Origin of the sequence: Rahnella sp. R3(2024), from assembly GCF_042920125.1 — a bacterium.
Taxonomy (GTDB): domain Bacteria; phylum Pseudomonadota; class Gammaproteobacteria; order Enterobacterales; family Enterobacteriaceae; genus Rahnella; species Rahnella rivi.
The window spans coordinates 3,034,385-3,059,296 of record NZ_JBHGBU010000001.1; the positions used below are offsets into that span (position 1 = coordinate 3,034,385).

The 24,912-nt window shown below is 45.6% G+C and carries 20 protein-coding genes; 19 read left to right on the forward strand and 1 reads right to left on the reverse strand.

From position 1 onward, the window contains the following. Positions 1–201 precede the first annotated feature (201 nt). From ABSH60_RS13635 to ABSH60_RS13655, 5 genes are all read left to right on the forward strand, one after another. A complete protein-coding gene (locus ABSH60_RS13635; RefSeq protein ID WP_390974365.1) occupies positions 202–2,070 on the forward strand; it encodes a beta-glucoside-specific PTS transporter subunit IIABC in 1,869 nt (622 codons plus the stop codon). Continuing rightward, entirely contained in the window at positions 2,067–3,482 is a 1,416-nt protein-coding gene (locus ABSH60_RS13640; protein WP_390974367.1) for a family 1 glycosylhydrolase, read from the forward strand. Before ABSH60_RS13635 ends, ABSH60_RS13640 begins: the two co-directional genes overlap by 4 nt. Positions 3,483–3,505: 23 nt before the next feature. Further along, positions 3,506–4,345, forward strand: a complete 840-nt coding sequence (gene licT / locus ABSH60_RS13645) for a BglG family transcription antiterminator LicT (RefSeq protein WP_056774919.1) — start codon at positions 3,506–3,508, stop codon at positions 4,343–4,345. A 942-nt stretch (positions 4,346–5,287) separates the two neighbouring features. Next, a complete protein-coding gene (locus ABSH60_RS13650) occupies positions 5,288–5,881 on the forward strand; it encodes a helix-turn-helix transcriptional regulator (protein ID WP_056773360.1) in 594 nt (197 codons plus the stop codon). Between the two features lie 77 nt (positions 5,882–5,958). Further along, positions 5,959–6,657: an EAL domain-containing protein gene (locus ABSH60_RS13655; RefSeq protein ID WP_390974370.1), complete on the forward strand. Its 699-nt coding sequence runs from the start codon at positions 5,959–5,961 to the stop codon at positions 6,655–6,657. 29 nt (positions 6,658–6,686) lie between these two features. On the opposite strand, the gene ABSH60_RS13660 is transcribed toward ABSH60_RS13655, so the two are convergent. Beyond that, positions 6,687–6,893: a hypothetical protein gene (locus ABSH60_RS13660; protein ID WP_122096344.1), complete on the reverse strand. Its 207-nt coding sequence runs from the start codon at positions 6,891–6,893 to the stop codon at positions 6,687–6,689. Positions 6,894–6,949: 56 nt separating this feature from the next. On the opposite strand from ABSH60_RS13660, the gene wbaP reads away from it, so the two are divergent. From wbaP to ABSH60_RS13730, 14 genes are all read left to right on the forward strand, one after another. Beyond that, positions 6,950–8,380 carry an undecaprenyl-phosphate galactose phosphotransferase WbaP gene (gene wbaP / locus ABSH60_RS13665; protein WP_122096345.1) on the forward strand — a complete coding sequence of 477 codons (1,431 nt, stop codon included), beginning with the start codon at positions 6,950–6,952 and terminating at the stop codon, positions 8,378–8,380. A gap of 230 nt (positions 8,381–8,610) precedes the next feature. After that, positions 8,611–9,750: a polysaccharide export protein gene (locus ABSH60_RS13670; RefSeq protein ID WP_390974373.1), complete on the forward strand. Its 1,140-nt coding sequence runs from the start codon at positions 8,611–8,613 to the stop codon at positions 9,748–9,750. Beyond that, on the forward strand, positions 9,750–10,184 hold the full coding sequence (locus ABSH60_RS13675) for a low molecular weight protein-tyrosine-phosphatase (RefSeq protein ID WP_390974375.1): 435 nt from the start codon (positions 9,750–9,752) through the stop codon (positions 10,182–10,184). Before ABSH60_RS13670 ends, ABSH60_RS13675 begins: the two co-directional genes overlap by 1 nt. A gap of 21 nt (positions 10,185–10,205) precedes the next feature. Further along, positions 10,206–12,386: a polysaccharide biosynthesis tyrosine autokinase gene (locus ABSH60_RS13680; RefSeq protein ID WP_390974377.1), complete on the forward strand. Its 2,181-nt coding sequence runs from the start codon at positions 10,206–10,208 to the stop codon at positions 12,384–12,386. Next, entirely contained in the window at positions 12,328–13,824 is a 1,497-nt protein-coding gene (locus ABSH60_RS13685) for an oligosaccharide flippase family protein (RefSeq protein ID WP_390974379.1), read from the forward strand. The genes ABSH60_RS13680 and ABSH60_RS13685 overlap by 59 nt, the downstream gene beginning before the upstream one ends. After that, positions 13,821–14,942 (forward strand): glycosyltransferase family 4 protein, encoded by a 1,122-nt coding sequence (locus tag ABSH60_RS13690; protein ID WP_056773348.1) that lies wholly within the window; start codon positions 13,821–13,823, stop codon positions 14,940–14,942. The genes ABSH60_RS13685 and ABSH60_RS13690 overlap by 4 nt, the downstream gene beginning before the upstream one ends. 12 nt (positions 14,943–14,954) lie before the next feature. Continuing rightward, the gene (locus ABSH60_RS13695; protein WP_390974382.1) at positions 14,955–16,055 is read left to right on the forward strand and encodes a glycosyltransferase; all 1,101 of its coding nucleotides are present in this window, start codon (positions 14,955–14,957) and stop codon (positions 16,053–16,055) included. A gap of 14 nt (positions 16,056–16,069) precedes the next feature. Then, a complete protein-coding gene (locus ABSH60_RS13700; protein WP_390974384.1) occupies positions 16,070–17,248 on the forward strand; it encodes an O-antigen ligase family protein in 1,179 nt (392 codons plus the stop codon). Between the two features lie 14 nt (positions 17,249–17,262). Continuing rightward, positions 17,263–18,564: a glycosyl hydrolase family 28-related protein gene (locus ABSH60_RS13705; RefSeq protein WP_235533409.1), complete on the forward strand. Its 1,302-nt coding sequence runs from the start codon at positions 17,263–17,265 to the stop codon at positions 18,562–18,564. Between the two features lie 57 nt (positions 18,565–18,621). Next, a complete protein-coding gene (locus ABSH60_RS13710; RefSeq protein WP_390974386.1) occupies positions 18,622–19,602 on the forward strand; it encodes an acyltransferase family protein in 981 nt (326 codons plus the stop codon). Positions 19,603–19,682: 80 nt separating this feature from the next. Further along, positions 19,683–21,104, forward strand: coding sequence for a mannose-1-phosphate guanylyltransferase/mannose-6-phosphate isomerase (locus tag ABSH60_RS13715; RefSeq protein WP_390974388.1), 1,422 nt, complete (start codon positions 19,683–19,685; stop codon positions 21,102–21,104). Positions 21,105–21,118: 14 nt separating this feature from the next. Further along, the gene (cpsG, locus tag ABSH60_RS13720) at positions 21,119–22,498 is read left to right on the forward strand and encodes a phosphomannomutase CpsG (RefSeq protein ID WP_056773333.1); all 1,380 of its coding nucleotides are present in this window, start codon (positions 21,119–21,121) and stop codon (positions 22,496–22,498) included. A gap of 21 nt (positions 22,499–22,519) precedes the next feature. Beyond that, the gene (locus ABSH60_RS13725) at positions 22,520–23,674 is read left to right on the forward strand and encodes a glycosyltransferase (protein WP_390974390.1); all 1,155 of its coding nucleotides are present in this window, start codon (positions 22,520–22,522) and stop codon (positions 23,672–23,674) included. A gap of 133 nt (positions 23,675–23,807) precedes the next feature. Continuing rightward, positions 23,808–24,902 carry a GDP-mannose 4,6-dehydratase gene (locus ABSH60_RS13730; RefSeq protein ID WP_390974392.1) on the forward strand — a complete coding sequence of 365 codons (1,095 nt, stop codon included), beginning with the start codon at positions 23,808–23,810 and terminating at the stop codon, positions 24,900–24,902. The last annotated feature ends 10 nt before the right edge of the window (positions 24,903–24,912 follow it).

Consider the following 24,912-nt stretch of genomic DNA (forward strand, 5'->3'; position numbering starts at 1 on the left):
AAGTCATTTTCGCTGTTGCTGACCTGACAAGGGTATGGCGATACTTCAGGCGCAACGGGTTATCACCGGTTGCCAACGCATTTTTATTGAGGCGTGTTACTGCTCAGGCAGGCAAGACCAAAATAAGAATGCACTTCTCCTTAGGGGAGGTGCATTTTCATTTTGGTCTTTTTTTTTGCTTTTTTTCACCGGGGAAAACCTATGGATTACACACAGCTGGGCAGTGAAATTTTAACGCACGTCGGCGGCAGGCAGAACGTCAATAAACTGACGCATTGCGCCACGCGTTTACGGATGGAATTCAATGATGACGCGAAGGTGAATGCGCAAGCCATCGAAGCGTTGCCGGGGGTGATCAGCGTGGTTCAGCGCGGCGGTCAGTTCCAGATTGTGGTGGGTAATAATGTGCAGCAAACGTTTCGCGCAATGCAAAAAGAGATCGGGGATCTCAGCGGGCAGGCGGGCGGACAGCAAAAACAGAAAGCCAAAGGCGGGATCGTTTCGCAGATCATCAGCGTGATTTCCACCACCTTTACGCCGGTTATTCCGGCCATCACCGGTGCGGGGATGATCAAGGCGCTGCTGGCTATTTTGAAACTCACCGGCGTCATGAGCGCCGCCAGCCCGACCTACCATCTGCTCGACACCATCTCTGACGCAGCGTTTTTCTTCCTGCCTGTGCTGCTGGCCTACGGCGCGTCGATCAAATTTGAATGTAACCCGATCCTCGCCATGACCATCGCCGGGGCGCTGTTACATCCCAATCTGGCGCAGATGATGGCCGCCGGAACGGCGATCGATTTCATCGGCATTCCGGTACGTCTCGCCGATTATGCCGGTTCAGTATTGCCGATTATTTTCACCGTCTGGCTGATGTCGTATATCGAACGCTTCGCCGAGAAAGTCTCGCCAACCATGATTAAATTCTTCACCAAGCCGATGATCATTTTACTGGTGACGGCACCGCTGGCGCTGGTGGTGGTCGGGCCATTCGGCATTTTCCTCAACGACGTGGTTGCCAGCGGCGCAGCCATGATTGATGGCAAAGCCAGCTGGCTTATCCCGATGCTGATGGGCGGGTTGCAGCCATTCCTGGTGATCACCGGCACGGCATGGGCCATGACGCCAATTGCGACCGGCCAGCTCAGCAAAAATGGTTTTGAGATGATCAACGGCCCCGGCATGCTGGCTTCCAACATCGCTCAGGGCGCGGCAACGCTGTGTGTGGCGTTTCGCACGAAAAACAAAAACCTGCGTCAGTTAGCTTCTTCGGCCGGGTTTACCGCACTGCTTGGGATCACCGAACCTTCGTTATACGGCGTGACGTTAAAACTGCGCAGACCGCTTATCGCCGCGATGATCGGCGGCGGATGTGCCGGTATTTATGCCGGGCTGAGCGGGCTGGTGCGCTACGCGTTCGTTTCTCCGGGCCTTGCCGCGTTACCGGCGTTTATCGGTGAAAACCCGATGAACATCGTTCATGCCCTGATTACCTGTGCCATCGCCATCGTGGTGACCTTTGCGCTGACCTGGATTTTAGGCTTCGATGATCCGGTGGAAGAGGTGACTGAACCGCAGGATACGGCACGCCTTTCCGGCGATCCGCAGCAGATCCTCAGCCCGCTGGCCGGTGAAGCCGTGGCGCTGGATCAGGTCAGTGATGATGTGTTCTCACAAGGGCTTCTGGGGCAGGGCATCGCGATTATCCCGCGTGAAGGGCTTTTGCGCGCGCCGGTTGATGGCGAAGTGGTGACCTTCCTTCCCTCCCGCCATGCGGTCGGTATTCGTGGTGATAACGGCGTCGAGATCCTGATGCACATCGGTATTGATACCGTCAGTCTGGGCGGTAAGCATTTTACTTCCGCCCTTCAGGTCGGGGATCGGGTGAAAACGGGCGATGAGCTGGTGCGCTTTGATATTCCTGCTATCACCGCGCTGGGATACGAGATCATCACGCCGGTTCTGGTGGTGAACAGTGAAGCCTATCCGCAGCTGATGTGTCGCCAGCCGGGTGAGGTCAGTTTCGGAGAAACCATCATCACGCTGAATACCGCGAAGGAGAACGCATGATTTATCAGAAGCTGCAGGGGTTTCCGGAAGATTTTCTGTGGGGCGCATCAACGTCGGCTTATCAGGTGGAAGGCGCATGGAACGAGGACGGCAAAAGTCCGTCGGTGGTCGATATGCTGGTGCATCCGGCTGACACGGCAGATTTCACCGTCGCCAGCGATCATTACCATCGTTTTCGTGAAGACGTTGCGCTGTTCGCTGAGCTTGGGCTGAAGGCCTATCGCTTCTCGGTGGCCTGGACGCGCATTCTGCCGCAGGGCACCGGCGAGGTTAATCAGGCCGGGCTGGCGTTTTATCAGCAACTGATCGACGAGTTACGCCATCACGGCATTGAACCGGTGGTCACGCTCTATCACTTTGACCTTCCGTATGTGCTCGAACAGCAGGGCGGATGGGCGAACCGGGCGACGATTGAAGCCTTTGTGCAATATGCCGATGTGCTGTTCACGGCGTTTGGCAGCAAAATAAAATACTGGCTGACCATTAATGAACAAAATACGCTGATTCTGCATCCGGGCGCGATCGGCTTGCCCGAGGGCGGGGAGTTACCCACGAAGCAGGTGTTGTACCAGCAAAATCATCACATGATGGTGGCGCAGGCCAGAGTCATGGCGCTGTGTCATCAGCGTTGCCCCGCCGCGAAAATCGGCCCGGCGATCAACACCACCTCGATGTATCAGGAAACCTGCCATCCGCTGGATGCCATCGCCGCCCATAACTGGGAAACCCTGCGCGGCTGGAGTTTTCTGGATGTCGCGGTGCATGGCCGTTACAACGCGCTGGCGTGGCGTTATCTTGAAGATCGCGGCCTGACGCCGGTGATGGCGCCGGAAGATGCCGCCATTCTGTTGCAGGGGAAACCGGATTACATCGCTATCAATTACTATTCCACCGCGACCATTGCCGCCAGCCGTGGCGATGCGTCTGATATCACCGCGCGGGCGGGCGACCAGCAAATTATGCTCGGTGAGCCGGGCGTATACCGCGCGGCTGACAATCCGTTTGTGGATAAAACGCCGTACGGCTGGGTGATTGATCCGGTCGGCCTGCGGCTGACCTTACGCAAGGTCTGCGAACGCTACCATCTGCCCATTCTGATCACGGAGAATGGCATTGGCGCACCGGACACCTTGCTGCCGGACGGATCGGTGAATGATGATTACCGCATGACGTTTATGCGTCAGCACATTGAGCAGATGCAACTGGCGATTAACGACGGCGTGGCGCTTATCGGGTATTGTCCGTGGGCGGCCATCGATGTGGTCAGCACCCATCAGGGTTACGCCAAACGCTACGGGTTTATCTACGTTAACCGGGGTGAAAAAGACCTGATGGATCTGCGGCGTATCAGAAAAAACAGCTTTAGCTGGTATCAGCGAGTCATTGCCTCAAACGGCGTGCAGCGCGATTAACACAGAGGATGATGGCTGAGAAGATGAAGGTCATTAAGGTACTCAATAATAGCCTGGTGCTATCAACGGATCACGATAACAACGAAGTTATCGTTATGGGCAAGGGTATTGGCTTTGGCAGCAAAGTGGGTGACGTTCTCGACCCGGCCAGCATCGAGAAAATCTATGCAGTACAAGATAATCAGAAAGGCCGTGAATATCTTCGTCTGATTGAAGATACGCCGGAAGCGCATATTGAGATTGTGCAGATGATCTTAAGCCTGGCAAACGCCGGGCTGAAGGGCCGGATCAACGAGCAGATTTTTTTCACGCTGGTCGATCACATCAGTTTTGCCATTGAGCGCTATCACAAGGGCATCACGATCCAGAACCGGCTGCTGTTCGAAGTAAAACGCTTTTATCCGCATGAGTTTAGCGTGGCCACACAGGCGCTGGTGTACATCAACCAGCGCCTGAATATCCAGCTCCCGCAGGAAGAGGCGGGGAATATTGCCTTTCATCTGGTTAACGGTCAGACCGATGTGCAAAACATGGAGCACACCCTGCTGGCGGTGAAAATGCTGAAGGATATTTTTAATATTATCCAATATCACTTTCGTCTCACCCTCGACACGGAGTCGCTCAATTACGCCCGTTTTCTGGTTCATATGCAGTTCTTTATTCAAAGAATGGTGGAGAAACAGCAGGTTGTCTCAAAGGATGATTTTATCTTTTCACAGGTCATTAAAGAGTATCCGCACGTTTACCGCTGCGCTCTGCTGATCCGCGATTATATTAAAAATCTGCTGGAGATGGAGATGTCCAACGATGAGCTGCTGTATCTGGTCATCCACCTGACGCGTATTACGCAAAGTGACGTCTGAACCCTCTCTCATTGCGGCAGTAAGGCCGGCGTCAATGAGTCAATAACGTGACCAGGCTGCTGACCACGTTATTGACTGTCAGCAGGATGGCTCAGCCATTTTTCCCGCCCGGTAATGTCTCTTTTCCCTTCAATAATCCGCCACCCTGGTTTTATCTCTGTGAGAATATTCATTTAATTATAAAATCCTGAAAATTCTAATAAACAGCAGAACCCCCCTCCCTAAATGAATTTTTATATTAAGAATGCTCTTAGTATTTCACTGCCAGATGAAACGACTTATTTCGCCTGACGCCATGAAATAATGGCGAAAATAGCTAATCTCTGCTTAATAAGAATGCTCTTATAAAACAGCCGCTGTTTCAAAATGTCACATCTGTGCTCATAAACAGCATTAAAAGGCTAATGAATTCTGATTCTAAATACTTTTTTAAGAATGTTACCCAGTATCGATAATTTTGTGATTAATTTGCGTAAAAACTTAAACTAAAATTCCGACTAAAAAAGTTCATTATCCTGTCCTAATCAAAAAATACAGTCCAAATCGCGTGTTAATAAAATTATTCTGACCCTGTGAATTGCGCTTAAGAAAGGTCTTAGATTTCAAGCCTTATTAATGCTAAAAGCGTTACATGGCTCACAATTCGAGTGAGAATACGAATGATTACTAGGACAACGCCTAGTGTTGAGTGGGGTAAATAACGATAAGAAAGCGTAAATCGATCGGTGAAACCTATTGTTGGGTGTAATAGTGAGCGAGATAAACGATTTGAAGAGTTTTGGCTGCGTATTACTCTACTGGAAGTCACTGGGAAGGAATAAATATGATGTGAGCAATGATGAATAATTTCGTTTTTTTAAGCGTTATGAAAGTGCTCTATTCTTCCCGCTCTGTTAGAGAAGTGTCTGAGCGTTTTTAAAAACCACACTATTAGGCGGCCCAATGCCTCGGGTAATAATCTGGAGTGAGTGCCAGTTTACTAAATTGGCGATAAAAGAAATAATCTCCAAGAAACTGCCTTACGTTAACGGTGTCATTTTTTTTAACCGTGACGATGAGGTGAACTTGTATACAAAAGATTATCTGATTATTGATCCATCGGGAGGCGGCTTTCACAAGTGTTATGAGTTTTTAAACGAAAATATCAATGTGCTGGATCCGGAACGAATACTTATCATTTCTTCAGAAGTAGACATGCTGATGCTGGGGTTACTGCTTAAAAAACAATTCAAATTTCTTAAAAAGAAAAAAGGGCTGTCAGAGATAGTCAGTGCAATACAGCAGTTCATTCAGCTTCAGAACATGACCAGTAACAAGGAGTCGTTTGATTATAAAATCACAAAAATGGAAGAAAAGGTTTTAGTCATGATGATGACCGGTCTTTCTGTGACCAGTATTTCAAACATACTCAAACTTAGCGTTAAAACGGTCAGCGTACATAAGTGTAATTCTCTAAGAAAGATAGGTGTTGATGCCAGCAGCAGTTCGGCTTTGTTCTTTCTGCATAAGCATGCTGTAGGTAACAGAATAACCTGATTGAATTTTAACAGACCAGGCACCTATTGCTGGTTTGAATAATGTCTCTTTGTATTATTTTTACCATGGGGTAAGGGATGCGTACGGTCAAAAGAAGTGATTCCAGTTATCTCTTTGAACCGATAGTGACAGTATCTGGCGGGATACTGGGTTTTGAACTGGTAAAAAAGTCAGCGCATCAGGCTGCCAATAAACAACATCCGCACGACGCGGGGAGCCAGACATTTCATTTATCTGCCGAAGAAAGAATCAAAAACTTTTTCGACGCGGTGACGCTGGCCTGTATTAATGCCGATATCTTTACCCACAATAATTTTTTACTTTCAATACGAATCGACTACGAGATTGCCAGCCATATCGTGAATAACGCAGCGATGCGCAACGTGTTACAGCAGCACAACTATATAAGACTCACGCTGGATGCGTTTTTCCCCGAGTTCAGTGCCAAACAGGACCGCCCGGTTCTGCACGCGCTGTCAGAGCATGGCCCCTTGTGGCTTGACCATTTTGGGGAAGGCAATACCAGCCTGACACTGGTCATGAATGAGAAGTTTGAACATATAAAAATAAGTCAGCATTTTTTTTGGCAACACCAGGGAACCTTATCTTTTCGACAAATTATTGAGCACCTTCAGCCATACAGTCAGGGCGTTATTATTGGCGGCATTGAAAGCGCCCGCCACCTGGAATATTTGAAAGGCAGTCAGATCCAGGGGATGCAAGGCATATTATGGTCTGCCTACAGTCAGGAGGAATTCATCCAGTCTTTTTTCTGACACTGTAAATATCAATAGGCATCAATTTTTTAATTCATTAAAGCAAGAATCGCCATCATCTGAATGCCCAAGGTGAGGGGATCCTGCTGCCCGGATAATTGCACTCTTTTTTTGGCAAATTGGTGGCCGTAAACCAGGGGCGGTAGCGTAGCTGAAATAACGGCACAATCAAAAAACATGATTATAAAAAAATTCCATGCTGACGCCCTGAATCTCAGCATCTTATTCACCATCATATCGTCTCTTTTCGGCTCACTGAAAAGGGTGGTTGATTATTTATTGTGGGGGGTATATGAAATTTCTCACCAGAAATGTTTGCGCCAGTTTATTTCTCGCTTTATCTGACTTCCTCAGTTTCACCCTTTCGCTTTATATAGCGAAGGGCATCCTAAATAATGTCATGACTCACTTTGAGCAACGTATTCCTGATGCTCAGACCGCCGGCTGGATTGTCCTGCATGGCGTACTGGCATTCTGCTGCGTTGCGTGGTTTCACCTGCGCCTCAGGCACTATTATTATCGCAAAACATTTTGGTTCGAGCTGAAGGAGATCCTTCGTACATTGCTGATTTTTGCTCTGATCGAAATCGCCGTGATCGCTTTCGCCAAATGGTATTTCTCGCGCTACCTGTGGGTCCTGACATGGATACTTGTTTTGATTGCGGTCCCTGTGGCGAGAATGCTGACCAAACAGGCGCTGCATGCCTTTGGCTTCTGGCAACGCGATGCCATCATTATTGGCAGCGGCAACAATGCCCGCGAAGCGTATAGCGCCATCAAAAGTGACAGGAATCTGGGGTTACGCGTCACCCAGTTTATTTCCAGTGAAGGTGCTGATCAGCCGGGAGATATGATTGAAGGCATACGTATCATGCCCTCTGACGAGAACTGGGTACGGACGCATGTCGATAAAAAAACGCAGTTTATTGTCGCGGTGGAGTCGCATCAGAGCGGCATCCGTAATGCATGGCTGCGGGTATTTATGATCCACGGTTACAGTTCGGTGTCCGTTATCCCGACGTTACGCGGTATGCCGCTGGATAACACCGATATGTCGTTTATTTTCAGCAAGGAAGTGATGATCTTCCGCGTGCATCAGAATCTGGCAAAATTTTCTTCGCGCGTCACCAAACGGCTGTTCGACATCGTCACATCTCTGAGCATCATCATCCTGTTATCGCCTCTGCTTATCTACATTACCCGCAAGGTCCGCAAAGACGGCGGCCCGGCTATCTATGGTCATGAACGTATTGGGCAGTCAGGCAAACCCTTCAAGTGCCTGAAATTTCGCTCGATGGTGATTAATTCCAAAGAGGTTTTGGAAGAGTTGCTGGCAGGTGACGCAGAAGCCCGGGCGGAATGGGACATGACCTTCAAACTCAAAAACGATCCGCGCATAACGTCGATCGGTCATTTCCTGCGAAAAACCAGTCTCGATGAGTTACCGCAACTGTTTAACGTACTTAAAGGGGAGATGAGCCTGGTCGGTCCGCGGCCCATTATTACTGCCGAACTGGTGCGTTATTACGATGAGGTCGAGTATTACCTGCTGAGCAAGCCGGGAATGACCGGATTGTGGCAGGTCAGTGGTCGCAGTGAGGTAGATTATTCCACGCGGGTTTATCTGGATGCCTGGTATGTTAAAAACTGGTCCATGTGGAATGATATTGCCATTCTGTTCAAAACCATCGGTGTTGTATTGAAAAAAGAAGGGGCCTATTAATTATCCTGTGATCATGGCAAGCATTGAATAACGCATTACCATAATGAGATCTGCAAAATAAATAATCTTACTTTTATTTCATGTCAGCAGAGCTTCTCTGTCGTGGACGTGAATTTTTTGATTGTTTTTTAATATCTTCACACAGGAATGATGATTCGCGACTGCCGGAAGGGAATACGGAATTACTCTGGAAGGCAGATTTAACACTAAATAGCAGATGATGTGAGATAATGAAAAATAGCTTTTTTAATATTTCTTTAGTGATATTAACGTCCGGTGTATTGAGTGCGTGCACCGTCATACCCGGACAAAGTTTAAATACAGGGGACAAGCACGTAGTTGAACAACCGGACAGCAATTTTGATATTGATAAACTGGTCAATGTATATCCGTTAACGCCACGACTGGTTGACGGATTACGGCCAGATGCTGTCACGGCGCGCCCCAATCTGGAATTAGATCAGCAGCTTAAAGCCTATCAGTATCGTATTGGTGTGGGCGATGTGCTGATGGTCACGGTGTGGGATCACCCGGAACTCACCACCCCTGCCGGGCAATATCGCAGTGCCAGTGATACCGGCAACTGGGTGAATGCCGATGGTACGATTTTCTATCCCTATATCGGCAAATTAAAAGTCACGGGTAAAACGGTCAGTCAGATCCGGGAAGATATCAGTACCCGTCTGGCGACCTATATAGAGAGCCCGCAGGTGGACGTCAGTATTGCGGCTTTCCGCTCACAGAAAATTTACACCACCGGTGAAGTCATAAAATCCGGTCAGCAACCCATCACTAACATTCCTCTCACGGTGATTGATGCGATTAACGCGGCGGGCGGATTAGCGCCGGACGCTGACTGGCGCAATGTGGTGCTAAACCACAACGGTAAAGACACGCAGATTTCGCTGCATGCGCTGATGCAAAAGGGTGACCTGACCCAGAACCGCCTGCTTTATCCCGGCGATATTTTATTTGTGCCGCGTAATGATGATCTGAAAGTGTTCGTGATGGGCGAAGTTGTCAAACAAAGCACGCTCAAAATGGATCGCAGCGGCATGACGCTGGCGGAAGCGCTGGGCAGTTCAGACGGTATTTCACAGAGCATGGCTGATGCCTCGGGGATCTTTGTTATCAGGCCGCTGAAAGGCAGCAATCAGGGCAAGATCGCCAACATTTACCAGCTTAACGCCAAAGATGCGGCGTCGATGGTAATGAGTACCGAATTCCAGCTGCAACCCTACGATATTGTCTATGTCACCACCGCGCCGATCGTGCGCTGGAACCGCGTGATTTCCCAGATTGTCCCGACCATTACAGGCGTGCATGACATGATTGAGGCCGGTCGTTTCGTGCGGCAGTGGAATCCATAATGTTTGATGCCATTTTGATTGTCTGCACGGGCAACATCTGCCGCTCACCGATAGCTGAAAGGCTGCTGAGGCAGATGTTACCCGATAAGAAAATAGACTCGGCTGGTATGGCGGCGCTGGTGAGTAACCCGGCTGACCCCGGAGCGATACAGGTCGCCAAAAAGCACCTGTTAGCGCTTGAAAACCACCACGCCACCCAGTTTACCTCTGCCCTTGGCCGCCAGTACGACCTGATCCTGGTAATGGAGAAATCTCACCAGGAGCAAATCAGCCGTATCTCACCTGAGGCGCGCGGCAAGATTATGCTGCTGGGGCACTGGCTCGGACAGAGGGAGATCCCCGATCCTTACCGAAAAAGTCAGGAAGCCTTTGAGTCTGTTTACCGGCTAATCGACCAGGCCTGTCAGTCCTGGTTACAAAAACTGAACGGATAACTCCATCAGGGAAATCAACGCATGTCTCCAGTCATATCAAAAACGCCCGCTTCACCCGATTCCGATGAAATAGATTTAAGTCGTTTAATTGGCGAACTTATTGACCACCGTAAATTAATTATTGCCATCACCTCGGTGATTACTGTGCTGGCTATTATTTATGTTCTCTTTGCCACACCGATTTATCAGGCTGATGCTCTGATTCAGGTGGAGCAGAAACAAGGTAATGCGATCCTCGAAAGCCTGAGCCAGGTATTGCCGGACGCCCAGCCTCAGTCAGCGCCTGAAATCGCGTTATTGCAGTCGCGAATGATCCTGGGAAAAACGGTAGATGATCTGAACTTACAGGCCGTGGTGAAACAGAAATACTTCCCGCTGCTGGGCCGGGGATGGGCAAGATTAACCGGCGACGTACCGGGTAAGCTGTCGATCAGTCGTTTGTATGTGCCTTCGGGCGGCGGCGATGTTCCTAAATTAGTGATTACGGTTATAGATAAAAATAATTATCGGGTTGAAGGCGATAATATCGACATCAAAGGCGTGGTTGGCAGTCTGCTTAATGAGAAAGGGATTTCATTGCTGGTCAATGATATTCAGGCTCCGGCGGGCAGCCGTTTCAACGTCTATTACCTGAGCAGATTACGGGCGATAAACGATTTGCTTGATGCCTTCAGCGTCACTGACCAGGGAAAAGACACCGGCATCCTGAACCTTTCGCTGAACGGCGATAATCAGGAACTGATCTCAGCCATCCTCAACAGTATCAGCCAGAACTATCTCGATCAAAATATCGCCCGGCAGGCTGCGCAGGACGCCAAGAGTCTCGATTTTCTTGACCAGCAATTACCACAGGTGCGCACGGATCTGAACACGTCTGAAGATGCCCTGAATACTTACCGTCGGCAGAAAGACTCCGTCGATCTTTCACTTGAGGCGAAATCCATCCTCGACCAGATAGTGAATGTCGAGAGCCAGTTGAATGAGCTGACGTTCCGCGAAGCTGAGATTTCACAGCTCTACACTAAAGATCATCCTACCTACAAAGCACTGTTAGAAAAGCGCCAGACCTTACTGAAGGAACGGGATCGGTTGAACAAAAGTGTTTCCGCCATGCCCGCGACCCAGCAGGAAGTTGCCAGACTTAGCCGTGACGCAGAGTCCAACCGCGCCATCTACATGCAACTGCTTAACCGTCAACAGGAACTGAGCATCGCCAAATCCAGTGCAATTGGTAATGTGCGGATCATCGACACGGCCGTGACTGAGCCGAAAGCAGTAAAACCGAAGAAAGTGCTGATTGTATTAATTGGACTGATATTGGGTGCTCTGATTTCAGTTGGATTGGTGCTTCTGCGCGTATTCCTGCGTAAAGGCATTGATTCACCTGAGCAGCTGGAAGAGAAAGGGATCAACGTTTACGCCAGTATCCCGCTTTCAGAGTGGCTGACCAGAAACAATAAGTCAGACAAAAAGCGGTCATTAAAGGCAAAAAGAAAAACATCGGCCACTAATTTTCTGGCGGTCGAGAACTCCGCCGATCTGGCGATTGAAGCGATTCGAAGTCTGCGAACCAGCCTGCATTTCGCGATGATGGAAGCCAAGAACAATGTGCTGATGATTTCTGGCCCAAGCCAAAGTGCCGGTAAAACCTTTATCAGCAGCAATCTGGCGGCGGTTATTGCTCAGGCAAACAAAAAGGTTCTTTTCATCGATGCGGATATGCGAAGAGGGTATGCCCACAAATTATTCAAAGTAGATATTGATGAGGGGCTTTCAAGTATTTTATCCGGCAAGACAAGCCCTGATAAAGCCGTCAAAAGTGTTTCCTCCGTGAATATTGATTTCATATCAAGAGGGGAATTACCTCCTAACCCTGCCGAACTTCTGATGCACCCGCGCTTCGAGACACTGATGACCTGGGCATCTGAACATTATGATCTGGTTATTGTGGATACACCGCCAATTCTGGCCGTGACAGATGCAGCAATTATCGGACGTTACGTCGGTACCACCTTGTTGGTTGCGCGTTTCGAAATGAATACCGTCAAAGAAGTGGAAGTCAGTATCAGGCGTTTTGAGCAAAGTGGCGTTGAGGTGAAAGGTTGTATTATTAACAGCGTGATTAAAAAGGCCAGCAGTTATTATGGCTATGGCTACAGCCATTATGGTTATGCCTACGCAGATAAAGAACATGACGATTAAATCATTAAAAGAACGCACGATATCCGGCCTGATATGGAATGCGATTGAACGATTTATGGTTCAGGGGGGGCAGTTTGTCATTCGAATCATGATTGCGCGAATGATTACCCCGGCAGAATATGGGCTGGTAGGTATGGTGGCTGTATTTCTGGTCCTTTCGGACGTCATTATTAATGGTGGGTTTTCTCAGGCGCTTATTCAGAAAAAAAACCGCACCGATCTGGACTATTCGACAGTTTTCTTTATTAACTTTTCTTTAGGTTTGATCATATATTGTCTGCTGTATTATTTTGCACCAGAAATTGCCCATTTCTACAAAGATGACCGGTTGATTGACGTAATCAGGTTAATTTCGTTGAGCATAGTGATTAAATCACTAAGTGTCGTACAAATCGCCAAGCTGAGTATCGAACTTAATTTTAGATTAAAAACTCTCGTTAATTTCTGGGCCGTATTGGTCAGTGGTATATTAGCCCTCTGTCTGGCCTACCGCGGTTATGGTGTATTGGCTTTGGTATATCAGGCAATCAGTTACTCTGCATTCGTGACTCTCTTAATGTTTATAGTGTCAAAATGGCGACCTAAATTTGAATTTTCTTTTTCAAGAACTAAAGAACTCTTTAACTTCGGCTCCAAGGTTTTCCTGGCTGGATTAATGGGAGTTTTATCTGATAATTCGTATTCAATTTTGATAGGCAGAATCTTCACCAGCAAGGAAGTCGGCTTCTATTCGCAAGGGCGAAACTTGCCTGATTTGCTTTCAGTAAATTTATTCAATGTATTGCAAGGTGTATTATTTCCGGTCATGGCGGCGGCGCAAGATGACCGGGAAAGATTGATGAGTATTTATAAAAAAAGTCTGGATATGACGGCATTTATAGTATTGCCTTGCATGGTCGGATTGGTTGTCATCGCCGAGCCTTTCGTGAAAGTGTTTCTGACAGATAAATGGTTACCTTCTGTTTATATCATTCAATGGTTGGCGTTGTCGCGTATGATTATTCCGCTGGGAGCTATCAATGCCAATCTGCTAAATGCGATAGGTCGGTCAGATTTGTATTTAAAAATCGATCTCATTAAGTTTCCTTTAACCATTGCGGGATTATTTATTTCTGCTCCATTTGGTCTTGAATATATGGTGATGAGTAATTTCGCCGTTTCAGTTTGCTACTTTTTTATTAATGCTTACTACCCAGGGAAACTGTTCGGATACGGTGCATTTAAACAGTTGAAAGATATGTTTACAGTGATTATTTCAACCATATTGATGTATTTATCGGTTAATTACATTCAGGTGGATAACGGTATGCTGGATATCTTTATAAAAATTTTCCTCGGGGGGGTTGTATATACCATTTCTTGCACTTTACTGAAAGTTAATGCTCTTCGTGAAGTCTTTAATTTTGCCAGAAATAAAATAACCGGGGGTGCATCGTGAAGCGTGTTTTGATATTTACAAATGAATTTTACCCCTTCAAAGGTGGCATCGGCAGGTATTGTGAAGAGCTGATAAATACCATAAAAAAAGATTACGCAGTGACGCTGGTTGCACCGAAGTATGACGGATCACTGATTCGAAGCCACTTAAGCGAAGGAATCAGTTTGAACCTTGTCCCTGGGGGGCAATTTAAGTATTGGCATTTGCCGAAGTTGATCAAAAAAGTTCGGTCAATAGACTTTACTCAATATGACTATATTCTCGCCGCTGACTGGCCATTTTGGATTGCGATACAATGTGTTAATGCGCTGAGATTGGGTAAAAAGATTGAATTTAACCTGATGTTGCATGGTAGTGAAGTGCTTAATCTCAAACACGGTAAAGCCTCTATCTTCGCGATGTTCCTGAATTTATTTTCTGGTGTTCAGACAATTTTTACAAACAGCCACTATACGAAACGTATACTTCTGGAAAATCATCATGTTCCTGCATCGGTGCCTGTTATTGTCACCTATCTTGGGGTATCTCAGGACATTATTTTAAGTAATGACTCTTATATCAGAGATGTTCTCTCGACCGAATTTAATTTATTAACTGTCGGAAGACTTGATGACAGGAAAGGATATGACTATGTCATTCAATCCTTAGGATTGCTCTCTGATGAAGTTCGCCGCCATATTTTTTACACTATCGTCGGTAATGGAAGTGATGATTTCAAAAGAAATCTTGAAGATTTAGCTAAAATAAACAAAGTTAATTTGCGAATTCGCTCCAATGTTGGAGACGCAGAACTTGAAGAAATCTATAAAAAAAATAAAGTCTTCATATTAGCAGCTAAGCACAGCAATAAAAAAATAGAAGGTTTCGGACTGGTGTTTTTGGAAGCAGGTAAATATGGCATGCCTTCCATCGCCACAGATGTCGGTGCTATCAGTGAGGTTGTGCAGCATAATAAAACTGGGCTGGTTGTTAAGGAAAATATTAACGATATTTCTGAGGCAATACTCAAGCTTTATCGGGAACGGGATTTACTTGTCAAATTTAGCGATAATTGTATAGATGCAGTTAAAATGTTCACTTGGTCAAAACTTGCAGAGTTGACTTTGAAAGATTTATAAGGGAACCCTAATATGAAGAAAGAAAAAGTTCTGTACGTTGATACCTGTCATGATGTTGCTGGAGGGCAACGAAGCCTGATTGCATTATTGGAGAAAATCAGCAGCGACATAGAATTTCGTATTATTATCGACCAGGGAAATCAGAAATATAAACAAGAGTTGTTAAAGTCTGGAATTAATGAAGGGAAAATAGAATATATAAATAGTAAACCTTTTAATTCCAGGTTTATGGGTGGTTTAAATCTTTTGTTAAAAACACTTTCAAAAAGCAGGGACTATTCGATAGTGCATTGTAATACTTTTTATGATGGTTTGTTTTCAATGCCTTCATTCAGATTACGTAACAAAAAGACTATATTCCGGGCGCGATGCGGTATTGAACTTTCAAACCATGGCTTTGTGGATAATATCATTTATAAACTTTCAACGGTTATTTTAGCCAACTCGGAATATGTGAAAAGTACTTTTAGTAGAGTCTCCGGTTCATTATCGAAAATCAATGTGATTTACAACCCGTTGGACCTTAAGTTTCTCGATAGGATTGACGTTGAAAATAGAGTTAAGGCAAAAGGATACGTCATTGCTGTTATCGGGGCTATTACTGAAGTCAAGAATCAAATGGAAGTGCTGAAGGCCTTTTCATTAATGAATGACCCTTGTGTAACCCTTAGGTTTATCGGTGAACCCAGAAGCACAGAAAAAGACCGTGAGTACCATAGGAAAATACTGGCCTTTGTCGAAAATAATCACTTGCAGGATCGTGTCGAGTTCACGGGTTTTGTTTCTGATGTCCGTGAAAAACTGATAGATGTAGGTTTGGTATGTGTACCTTCGGACCGTGAGCCACTCGGACGAGTCATTTTTGAAACGCAGTTGTACGAAATCCCGGTTTTAGCATCAGCTTCGGGTGGGAATTCTGAGCTCATTAAAGATAACATCACGGGTTTTCTTTATCAGCTAGGAGACGTCAATCAACTTTCTGAGAAACTAAAGTTAGTTAAAAATGATAACGCAACGGTTATTAGGGCGGGGAAAGAATTCATCATTCAGAGATTTTCACCGGAAAAAACTTATCTTGCAGAATTGAATCTTTACACTGACATTCAACGCTGATAATGAAGGTTTCAATGCAACAAGTGAATAAAGACAGTGTTGCAATTCAGTTTGCCTGTATTGCGATGGCAATAATTACATTAATTCCCTTTGGGCGTGGAAATATATCAGGTCTGGAAATTGGATTTCCTTTTATGATGCTGTCAGTATTGTTTTTTCTTTTAACCAAGAGAAAAAAGAATAAACAGTCCATTTTTATTATCACGTTTCTTCTGTTCTGGGCTGCCTGGGTATTAGTGGGTATCACTTACAGCTATTTATACTATCCCGGTAATGCAGACCATATTTCAGCGTACCTAAGATTTTTTCGGATGCTGGAAATGTACCTTCCCGGAGTACTTATCCTGGTTTTCAGTCGCGGGATGAATGAAAAACAGCACAATCGTATTGCGATATTTGTGTTTACACTCTTCTTTCTGGTGACATTGGAATCGACAATAGGTTTTTTTCTACAAAGTACTGCGCTAACTGCAACGCAAATGTATAAATATCCTGGCATGGGGTATGTGTACCGCGCCGGGGGAGTGGCAAAAGACTCCAGTGCATACAGTAATCTTATTCTACTGCTGGCGATAACCGCTTTTATCGAACTTAAACGCATGGGGAAAAGTCCGATAATTTTCCTTGGATTAATGACTTGCCTTCTTATCAATATTTATCTGTCCATGTCGAGAAGTCTTATGGTAGCTATGTTGGTTTACTTCATCACCAATCTGATTTTAGAGAGGAAAATTAAGCCAGGTACGTTATTTATCATAATTGCGGGTATCGTTTCTCTGCTGATCGTGGGCATGAATAATGAATATCTGACCTCTTTTTGGGCAAGAATTTCTGGTGCTAATCAAGAAGACATCAGTTCGGGACGGTTTACAACTTGGGCTTTATTACTAGGCTTGGTTGGCGATAATCCATTACTGGGTGTGGGGTATCGTTTATCCACTGAAAAGTATGGTCTAATCCCTGATAATATGTTCCTTTCCCTTTCTGTAGAAACGGGTGTCATTGGTTTACTTCTCTATTTATCATTTCTTATGTCACTCTGTGTGTCGGTGTATAAAAACAACAGAGATAAGTTCGCTCTGATCATTGCTTATGTTGTTTCTGGGGTTTTTATAGATATATCTACCTTTTGGGTCAGCGTACCTTTCTTTTTATTTACGATGGCTATATACAAAAGAGAACCGGAAAATTAATGATGGAGTTATAAGTGATACATAAAAACGTTTCTCTCAACATAAACAATGGGGTCAATCGGCGCTTATTTTTACGCCTGCTAGGCCTTTCAACCTTGAGTACCTGGTTTATTCAGAATACGGCCTTCTCGCAATTGGTCGATCTTAGCCAGTTGACGTTGTTGAATATCGTCGATTTTGGTGCAAGGGGTGACGGGATCCATGATGATTCTCCGGCATTTCAGAAAGCCTGTGATTACGCGAAACAAATAGGTGGCGCGAGGATTCACCTGCCCGACCCCATTAAGTATTACCGGTTAACTTTCCCAATTTATTTGTCCAGTAATACTGAAATTTACGGGCAGGGAGCAACAACAAAAATCATCTTCGAAGATCCTATTTTTAATAAAGGGCGGGGTGGTTTCGTTATTGGTTCCAGTCTGGAAGCAAACAGCTATTTTGCTCATGAATGGTACCGAAGCAAAAAAAAATCAACAACCATCAATCCAGACTTTAAAAATCCGGCTCAAAGACAATATCTTAGAGATAACCCTGAGTTTGTGCAGGCAGAAAATTCACTCATTCATGACGTACTGCTTCAGGCAATCTTTACATCCGAAAATGAACAAGCCTGGGGGGGATATGGTATTAACTTTGTCAACGCAAGAGATTGTCACGCATACAATATCTGGGGGATGGGCTGGACGCAGCTGATTGGCATGGGCTCCGATGTTCCACCAGAAACGCCTTCTAACCATAACTGCTCTGCGAAAAATCTTGTCGTCATAAAGCCGGATTTAAGAAGAACTTATTACTCCATCGGGTTCATTGCCAATTCGACAAACTGCACGATAGATAATGCCAGACAAGATGCGCCAATGACTGCCAATACCCCTAATGGTAGTGGTGTTGCTACAAATCTGTGCGAAGATTGCATCATAAAAAATATTACTATTCCCGATTTGGGGAGAACAAATACTTCGGAAGGTATCCTCATTAATAACTCTTCAGGCTGTGTGGTGGAAAATATTTTTATAGGTAACGCAAAGACTGCGGTATCAGTATTTTACAGTATGAAAGACACTTTAAACCCCCTGAAACCTAACACATTGAACAAGATAGAGGGTAAAAACTGTGATGCCGTATTGACAATATATTCTAAATACAATGTCATCAAGAATGTCACCGGTGAGGATTGCAGCGCGATCATTGTCTTGAAAAATAATAACGCAACTCATAATGAAATATATTCTTCTCCAGGAAATGTAAGTGCACCTGAAAATCGACTGAGAAAATTTACTTCTAATAATACCTTCATCAGTTCTCAGTTAAAGTAGCGCAAGTAAGTTTTAGGATCTTGCCCTGATTTAAATTTAATTCCTGAGTGAGACGATATGCCTTCAACAATAAATGAAAGAAACCAGTCTGCTGATATATTCAGATTGTTGCTAATTTTTATGGTGGTTGCTATTCACGTCAATGTTTTTTCTGAAATTAGAAAAATTAATTTTTTCACTGTTGATGGTTATTTCAGAATGGCAGTGCCCATTTTTTTTATCATCAATGGATACTTTTTTCAACAATATGTGACGGATAAATTCCTTTTCAGGAAGTGGCTGTGCCGGGCCCTGTTATTATTTGCAGTCTGGCAGATAATATACTTACCAATGTATATCCCGACTGACGGACTCACACCGCAACATATTGCTGTTTTTATTTCTCAGGCTCTATTTGGCTATCACCACCTCTGGTATGTTGCTGCTATGGCATCAGGAGGCGTGATTTTATATTACGTCAAAGATCTCCGGTATGCTTTGTTATTGTGTGTCTCCTTGTTTATCATCGGATGGATTTTGCAGTATGCGCGAATATTTTTGCAGGCTGATAGTCTGATGTTTAAAGTTTTCTCACAGTACTGGATATTTAGAAACGGTTTGTTCTTTGGTTTTCCTATGATGTTTATAGGAGTATATATTGCCAAAAATAATCTGATTGAAAAATTGTCAAAAACCAGATGCGTAATTTTGCTATTCTTTTCTTTCCTCCTTCTCTCACTGGAACTTTGTTTAACTAATATATATTTGTTCAAAAAAATATCGTACCACATTGATTTTATTATCTCGCTGCTGATTTTCTGCCCATTGCTTTTTATATTATTAATGAAAAGTAACGTTGTTTATTTTACGCATTTAAAATCAAAAAGCTTCGCTTTGATTGCAGCAGCTGTTTATTTTGTTCATCCTTATGTTATTTTCTTTTTAGAAAAATATCTTAACCTCTCTGTTTCACTTCTTTATGCATTGACTCTTGTTTTTTCTCTTATTGTCGCCTTTTTATTATTCTCACTGCGAAAGAAATTATTTTTTATATTTTAACTATCAATATCATTTCAGATTAAATTATTAGTCTCATTTATGGGGCTAATCTTGAAATGAATAAATTTCAGAGGGTAATTATGATCCTTCCCGTCATTATGGCCGGTGGTACCGGTAGCCGTTTATGGCCAATGTCCCGCGAGCTTTATCCCAAACAATTTTTACGCCTTTATGGCGAGCAATCTATGTTGCAGGAAACAGTTACCCGTTTAAAAGGTTTAGAGACTTCTAACCCCCTGGTGATCTGTAATGAAGAGCATCGGTTTCTGGTGGCGGAACAATTACGACAAATTAATCAGCTGTCGAATAATATTATTCTTGAACCTGTCGGAAGAAATACGGCTCCGGCTATTACACTGGCGGCACTTAGCGCTATCGATGAGGATTATGATCCTTTATTACTGGTACTGGCGGCTGACCATGTTATCGAGAATATCGAGGCCTTTCATCAGGCGGTTAACAACGCCATTCCTTTTGCCGAACAGGGGAAATTAGTCACCTTTGGTATTGTTCCCACCGGGCCTGAAACCGGCTATGGCTACATTCAACGCGGCACGGAATTTAACAACCCGTCTGCCCCCGTTTTTCGGGTGCAGCGTTTTGTTGAGAAACCTGATTTACAGACCGCTCTGCAATATCTGGAAACCGGCGAATATTACTGGAACAGCGGAATGTTTTTGTTCCGCGCGAAACGCTTTCTGGAAGAGATGGCAACATACCGGCCGGATATTCTCGATGCCTGTCTCAAAGCCATTGAAACAGCGCAACCTGATGAGCAGCAAGAATTTATCCGTGTGGATAAAGCGGCCTTTATCGCCTGCCCGGACGAGTCTGTCGATTATGCCGTGATGGAGAAAACCACCGAGGCTATCGTTGTGCCGCTGGATGCAGGCTGGAATGACGTAGGTTCCTGGGCGGCGCTGTGGGAGGTCAATAATAAGAATCCGAACGGCAATGCTGTGACCGGTGATGTCTTCACTCATAACGCCACAAATTGTTATATCAATACCGATGAGAAATTTATTGCGGCCATTGGTGTTGAGAATCTGGTGATTGTGAATACCAAAGATGCCGTATTGATTATTGATAAATCTCAGGTGCAGGACGTTAAAAAAGTCGTTGAGTTTTTAAAAAATCAGGAGCGCAGGGAATATCGTGTGCATCGCGAGTCATATCGCCCGTGGGGACGAAATGACAATGTGGTGAATACGGTTCGATATCACGTAAACCGTTTAACCGTAAAACCCGGCGGCAAATCCTCTTTGCAAATGCATCACCATCGCGCTGAACATTGGGTCATTCTTTCCGGAACAGCAAAAGTCTCGCTGGATGATAAAACATATTTACTGACCGAAAACCAGTCCACGTTTATTCCTATCGGTTCGCAACATATGCTGGAAAATCCCGGAAAGATCCCTCTGGAAATATTAGAAATACAGTCCGGCGCCTATCTGGAAGACGACGATATTATTCGTATCAAAGACCATTATGGCCGTTGTTAATTTGAGGGTTAATTATGTCTGGGAAATTGACGTGTTTTAAAGCGTATGACATCAGGGGCGAACTGGGTACTGAATTAAATGAAGATATCGCTTACCGCATCGGACGGGCTTACGGGCAATATTTAAAGCCGACCAAAATGGTAGTAGGGGGCGATGTCCGTTTAACCAGCGAAGCATTAAAACTGGCACTGGCAAGGGGATTACAAGATTCAGGCACGGACGTGGTGGATATTGGCGTCACGGGGACGGAAGAGATTTATTTCGCAACGTCATACCTCAGTCTTGATGGCGGCATTGAAGTGACCGCCAGCCATAATCCGATGAACTATAACGGCATGAAACTGGTGCGCGAAGAATCAAAACCCGTCAGCGGCGATACCGGGCTTCACGAAATACAGCGTCTTGCCGAGGTGAATCAGTTTACTGATATCGCCCCTGAAAAACGCGGCACTTATGAGCAGGCATCGGTACTTGATGCTTATGTCGATAAACTGATCGGCTACATCGATTTTTCACATTTTCGCCGCCCGCTCAAATTAGTGCTTAATTCAGGCAATGGTGCTGCCGGGCATGTGGTGGATGCGATTGAACAGCGTTTTATCGCGGCGGGTGTGCCGGTTGAGTTTATAAAGGTTCATCATAACCCTGATGGCAATTTCCCCAACGGCATTCCTAACCCGTTATTGCCGGAGTGCCGTCAGGATACCACGGATGCCATTATCAAATATCAGGCTGATATGGGCATCGCTTTTGATGGTGATTTTGACCGGTGTTTTTTGTTTGACCACACCGGCGAATTTATTGAAGGTTATTATATCGTCGGCCTGCTCGCCGATGCATTTTTGGAAAAACACCCGGGTTCGCGCATTATTCATGATCCGCGCTTAAGCTGGAATACCATTGATATTGTCACTCAGGCGGGCGGTGTGCCGGTGATGTCTAAAACCGGACATGCTTTTATTAAAGAGCGTATGCGCCTTGAAAATGCTGTCTACGGCGGTGAAATGAGTGCCCATCATTATTTCAGGGATTTTTATTACTGCGACAGCGGCATGGTTCCGTGGCTGCTGGTGGCTGAATTATTGTTAGTGAAAGGCCAGTCATTAAGAACCCTGATTCATGACCGGATCAAGGCCTATCCTGCCTCCGGGGAAATCAACAGCGTTATCCTTCAGCCGAAAGAAGCCATTGGCCGGGTACTGGCCGTGTATGAAAGCGACGCACTGCACGTCGATTATACCGACGGTATCAGCCTTGAATTTGAAGAGTGGCGTTTTAATCTTCGCAGTTCAAACACTGAACCCGTGGTGCGTCTGAATGTGGAGTCGCGCGGCAATATCGCCCTGATGCAAAAGCAGACACAAAGTATTCTGGCTATTTTGTGCAAAGAATAATAAAAATTCTGAGGTTTGATTATGTCAAATGATGTAAGTGTTGGAATTGTCGCCGACTGGCTGGTGACATTTGCCGGGGCAGAGAAAGTTATCGCGGAATTTATTAAAATATACCCGGAGTCTGAACTCTATTCCGTGGTGGATTTTTTATCAGATGAGTCGAGAAAGTTTTTTTATGGCAAAGACTCCACCACCTCTTTTATTCAGCGTCTACCCTTCGCCAAAACAAAGTATCAACACTATCTGCCCTTAATGCCTCTGGCCATTGAACAACTCGACGTGACTAAACATGACATTATTTTGTCCAGCAGCCATGCGGTGGCAAAAGGGGTATTAACCGGCCCTGACCAGTTGCACATCAGCTACGTGCATTCTCCGATACGTTACGCATGGGATTTTCAGCATCAGTATTTACGTGAGGCGGGATTAAACAAGGGGCTGAAAGGTAAACTGGCCCGCTGGTTTTTACACAAGATAAGGATCTGGGATTACCGCACGGCGAACGGCGTTGATCACTTTCTGGCGAACTCACAGTTCATTGCCCGCCGGATAAAAAAAGTCTACGGGCGTGATGCGGATGTTATTTATCCGCCGGTAGATGTGACGCGTTTTCTGTTGCAGGAAGAGAAAGAGGACTTTTATTTTACCGCGTCCCGCATGGTGCCTTATAAGCGTATTGATCTGATTGTTGAGGCGTTCAGCCAGATGCCGGATAAAAAGCTGGTGGTGATCGGTGATGGCCCGGAAATGGCAAAAATTAAGGCTAAGGCCGAAAAGAATGTCGAGATTTTAGGGTATCAGCCCGATGCCGTTATGCAGGATCATATGCGGCGCGCCAAGGCATTTGTCTTTGCTGCGGAAGAAGATTTTGGCATTACGCCGGTGGAAGCCCAGGCCTGTGGCACACCGGTTATTGCCTTTGGCAAAGGCGGCGTACTCGAAACCATCAGACCTTACGGCGAAACGAAGGCGACCGGGCTGTTTTATGCCGAACAGAGTGTGACCTCGGTGATACAGGCCGTGCGGCAGTTCGAGATGATTGGAAATTCTATTCTTGCGCAAGACTGCCGGGACAATGCAATGCGATTTTCTGCAGAACGTTTTCACCGCGAGCTGGAGGAATATATAAAAGGGAAATGGAATGAATTTAGCGAGAGCAAAAAAATAATCTACTAGGTTTTTTATTACGTTCACCTTGTCTTATTTCACCTCTTACGTCTGGTTTGTATTTGTTATTTTTAAGACCTTACAATTCTAATCGTGCATCCAAAAAGATGTGTTCTTTTTAATTGTAATCCAAGGATCCTGTATGTCTAAAGTTGCACTTATTACCAGTATAGCTGGACAAGATGGTTCTTATTTGGCTGAGCTTTTATTAAAAAAAGGCTATACAGTCCATGGTATTAATCGACATATTCCTGTAGTGGCGGGAGAGCAAAATGAATTTCCCGCTGACGGACTGATGCTTCAGTCCCCGGATTTTCATCTTCACGATGAAAATTTTTCTGATGATGCCAGTCTGAATGATTTGTTAGCCACCCTGCGGCCAGATGAAATTTATAATCTGGGCAGTCTGCGCCAGACCACCGCTGAATGCCTGCGCGCCTGTTATCCTCCCATGAGGGCGAATATCAGTGCGCTGCGCATGCTGGAAGGGATCCGTTCTCAGGGGCTGGCGAATAAAACCCGTTATTATCATGCCTCGCCCTCCGAACTGTGCGGCCTGGTTAACGCCATGACCATCAATGAAATGGTGACCTCCGGCCTTTGTGCGTCACAAACCATTGCGTTGATTTCTGATTTCTGGACCGTGGTGAATTACCGGGAAACGTTCGGTATGTATGCCTGCAACGGCATTCTTTTTAATCATGAATCCCCGCGCCGCAGCGAACATTTTGTCACCCGTAAAATCTCCATCGGGCTGGCGAACATTACGCAGGGGCTGGAGCAGTGTTTGTATCTCGGTAATCTCAATGCGTTGCGTGACTGGGGCCATGCCAGAGATTACGTCAAAATGCAGTGGTCGATGTTGCAGCAGGACAGCCCGGAGGACTTTGTGATCGCCACCGGCGTTCAGTATACGGTGCGTCAGTTCGTTACCTTCGCGGCGCTGGAGCTGGGTATTAAACTGCGTTTTGTCGGGAAAGGTACCGAGGAGAAAGGGGTGATTGCGGCCATTATCAGCCCGATTGCCGCGGCGTTAAAAGTCGGGGATGTGGTCGTGGCCGTTGACCCCCGTTATATCCGCCCGGCGGAAAAGTGCAAAGCTTCCGCCAACCCTGTGAAAGCGCGCCACAAGCTGGGCTGGGGGCCGGAAACCTCATTGCAGGATCTGGTGATTGAGATGGTACAGGCCGATCTGGCCTCTGCCAAAGCCACGGCCCGGCTTAAACTCTATGGATGAAGCACGCTGA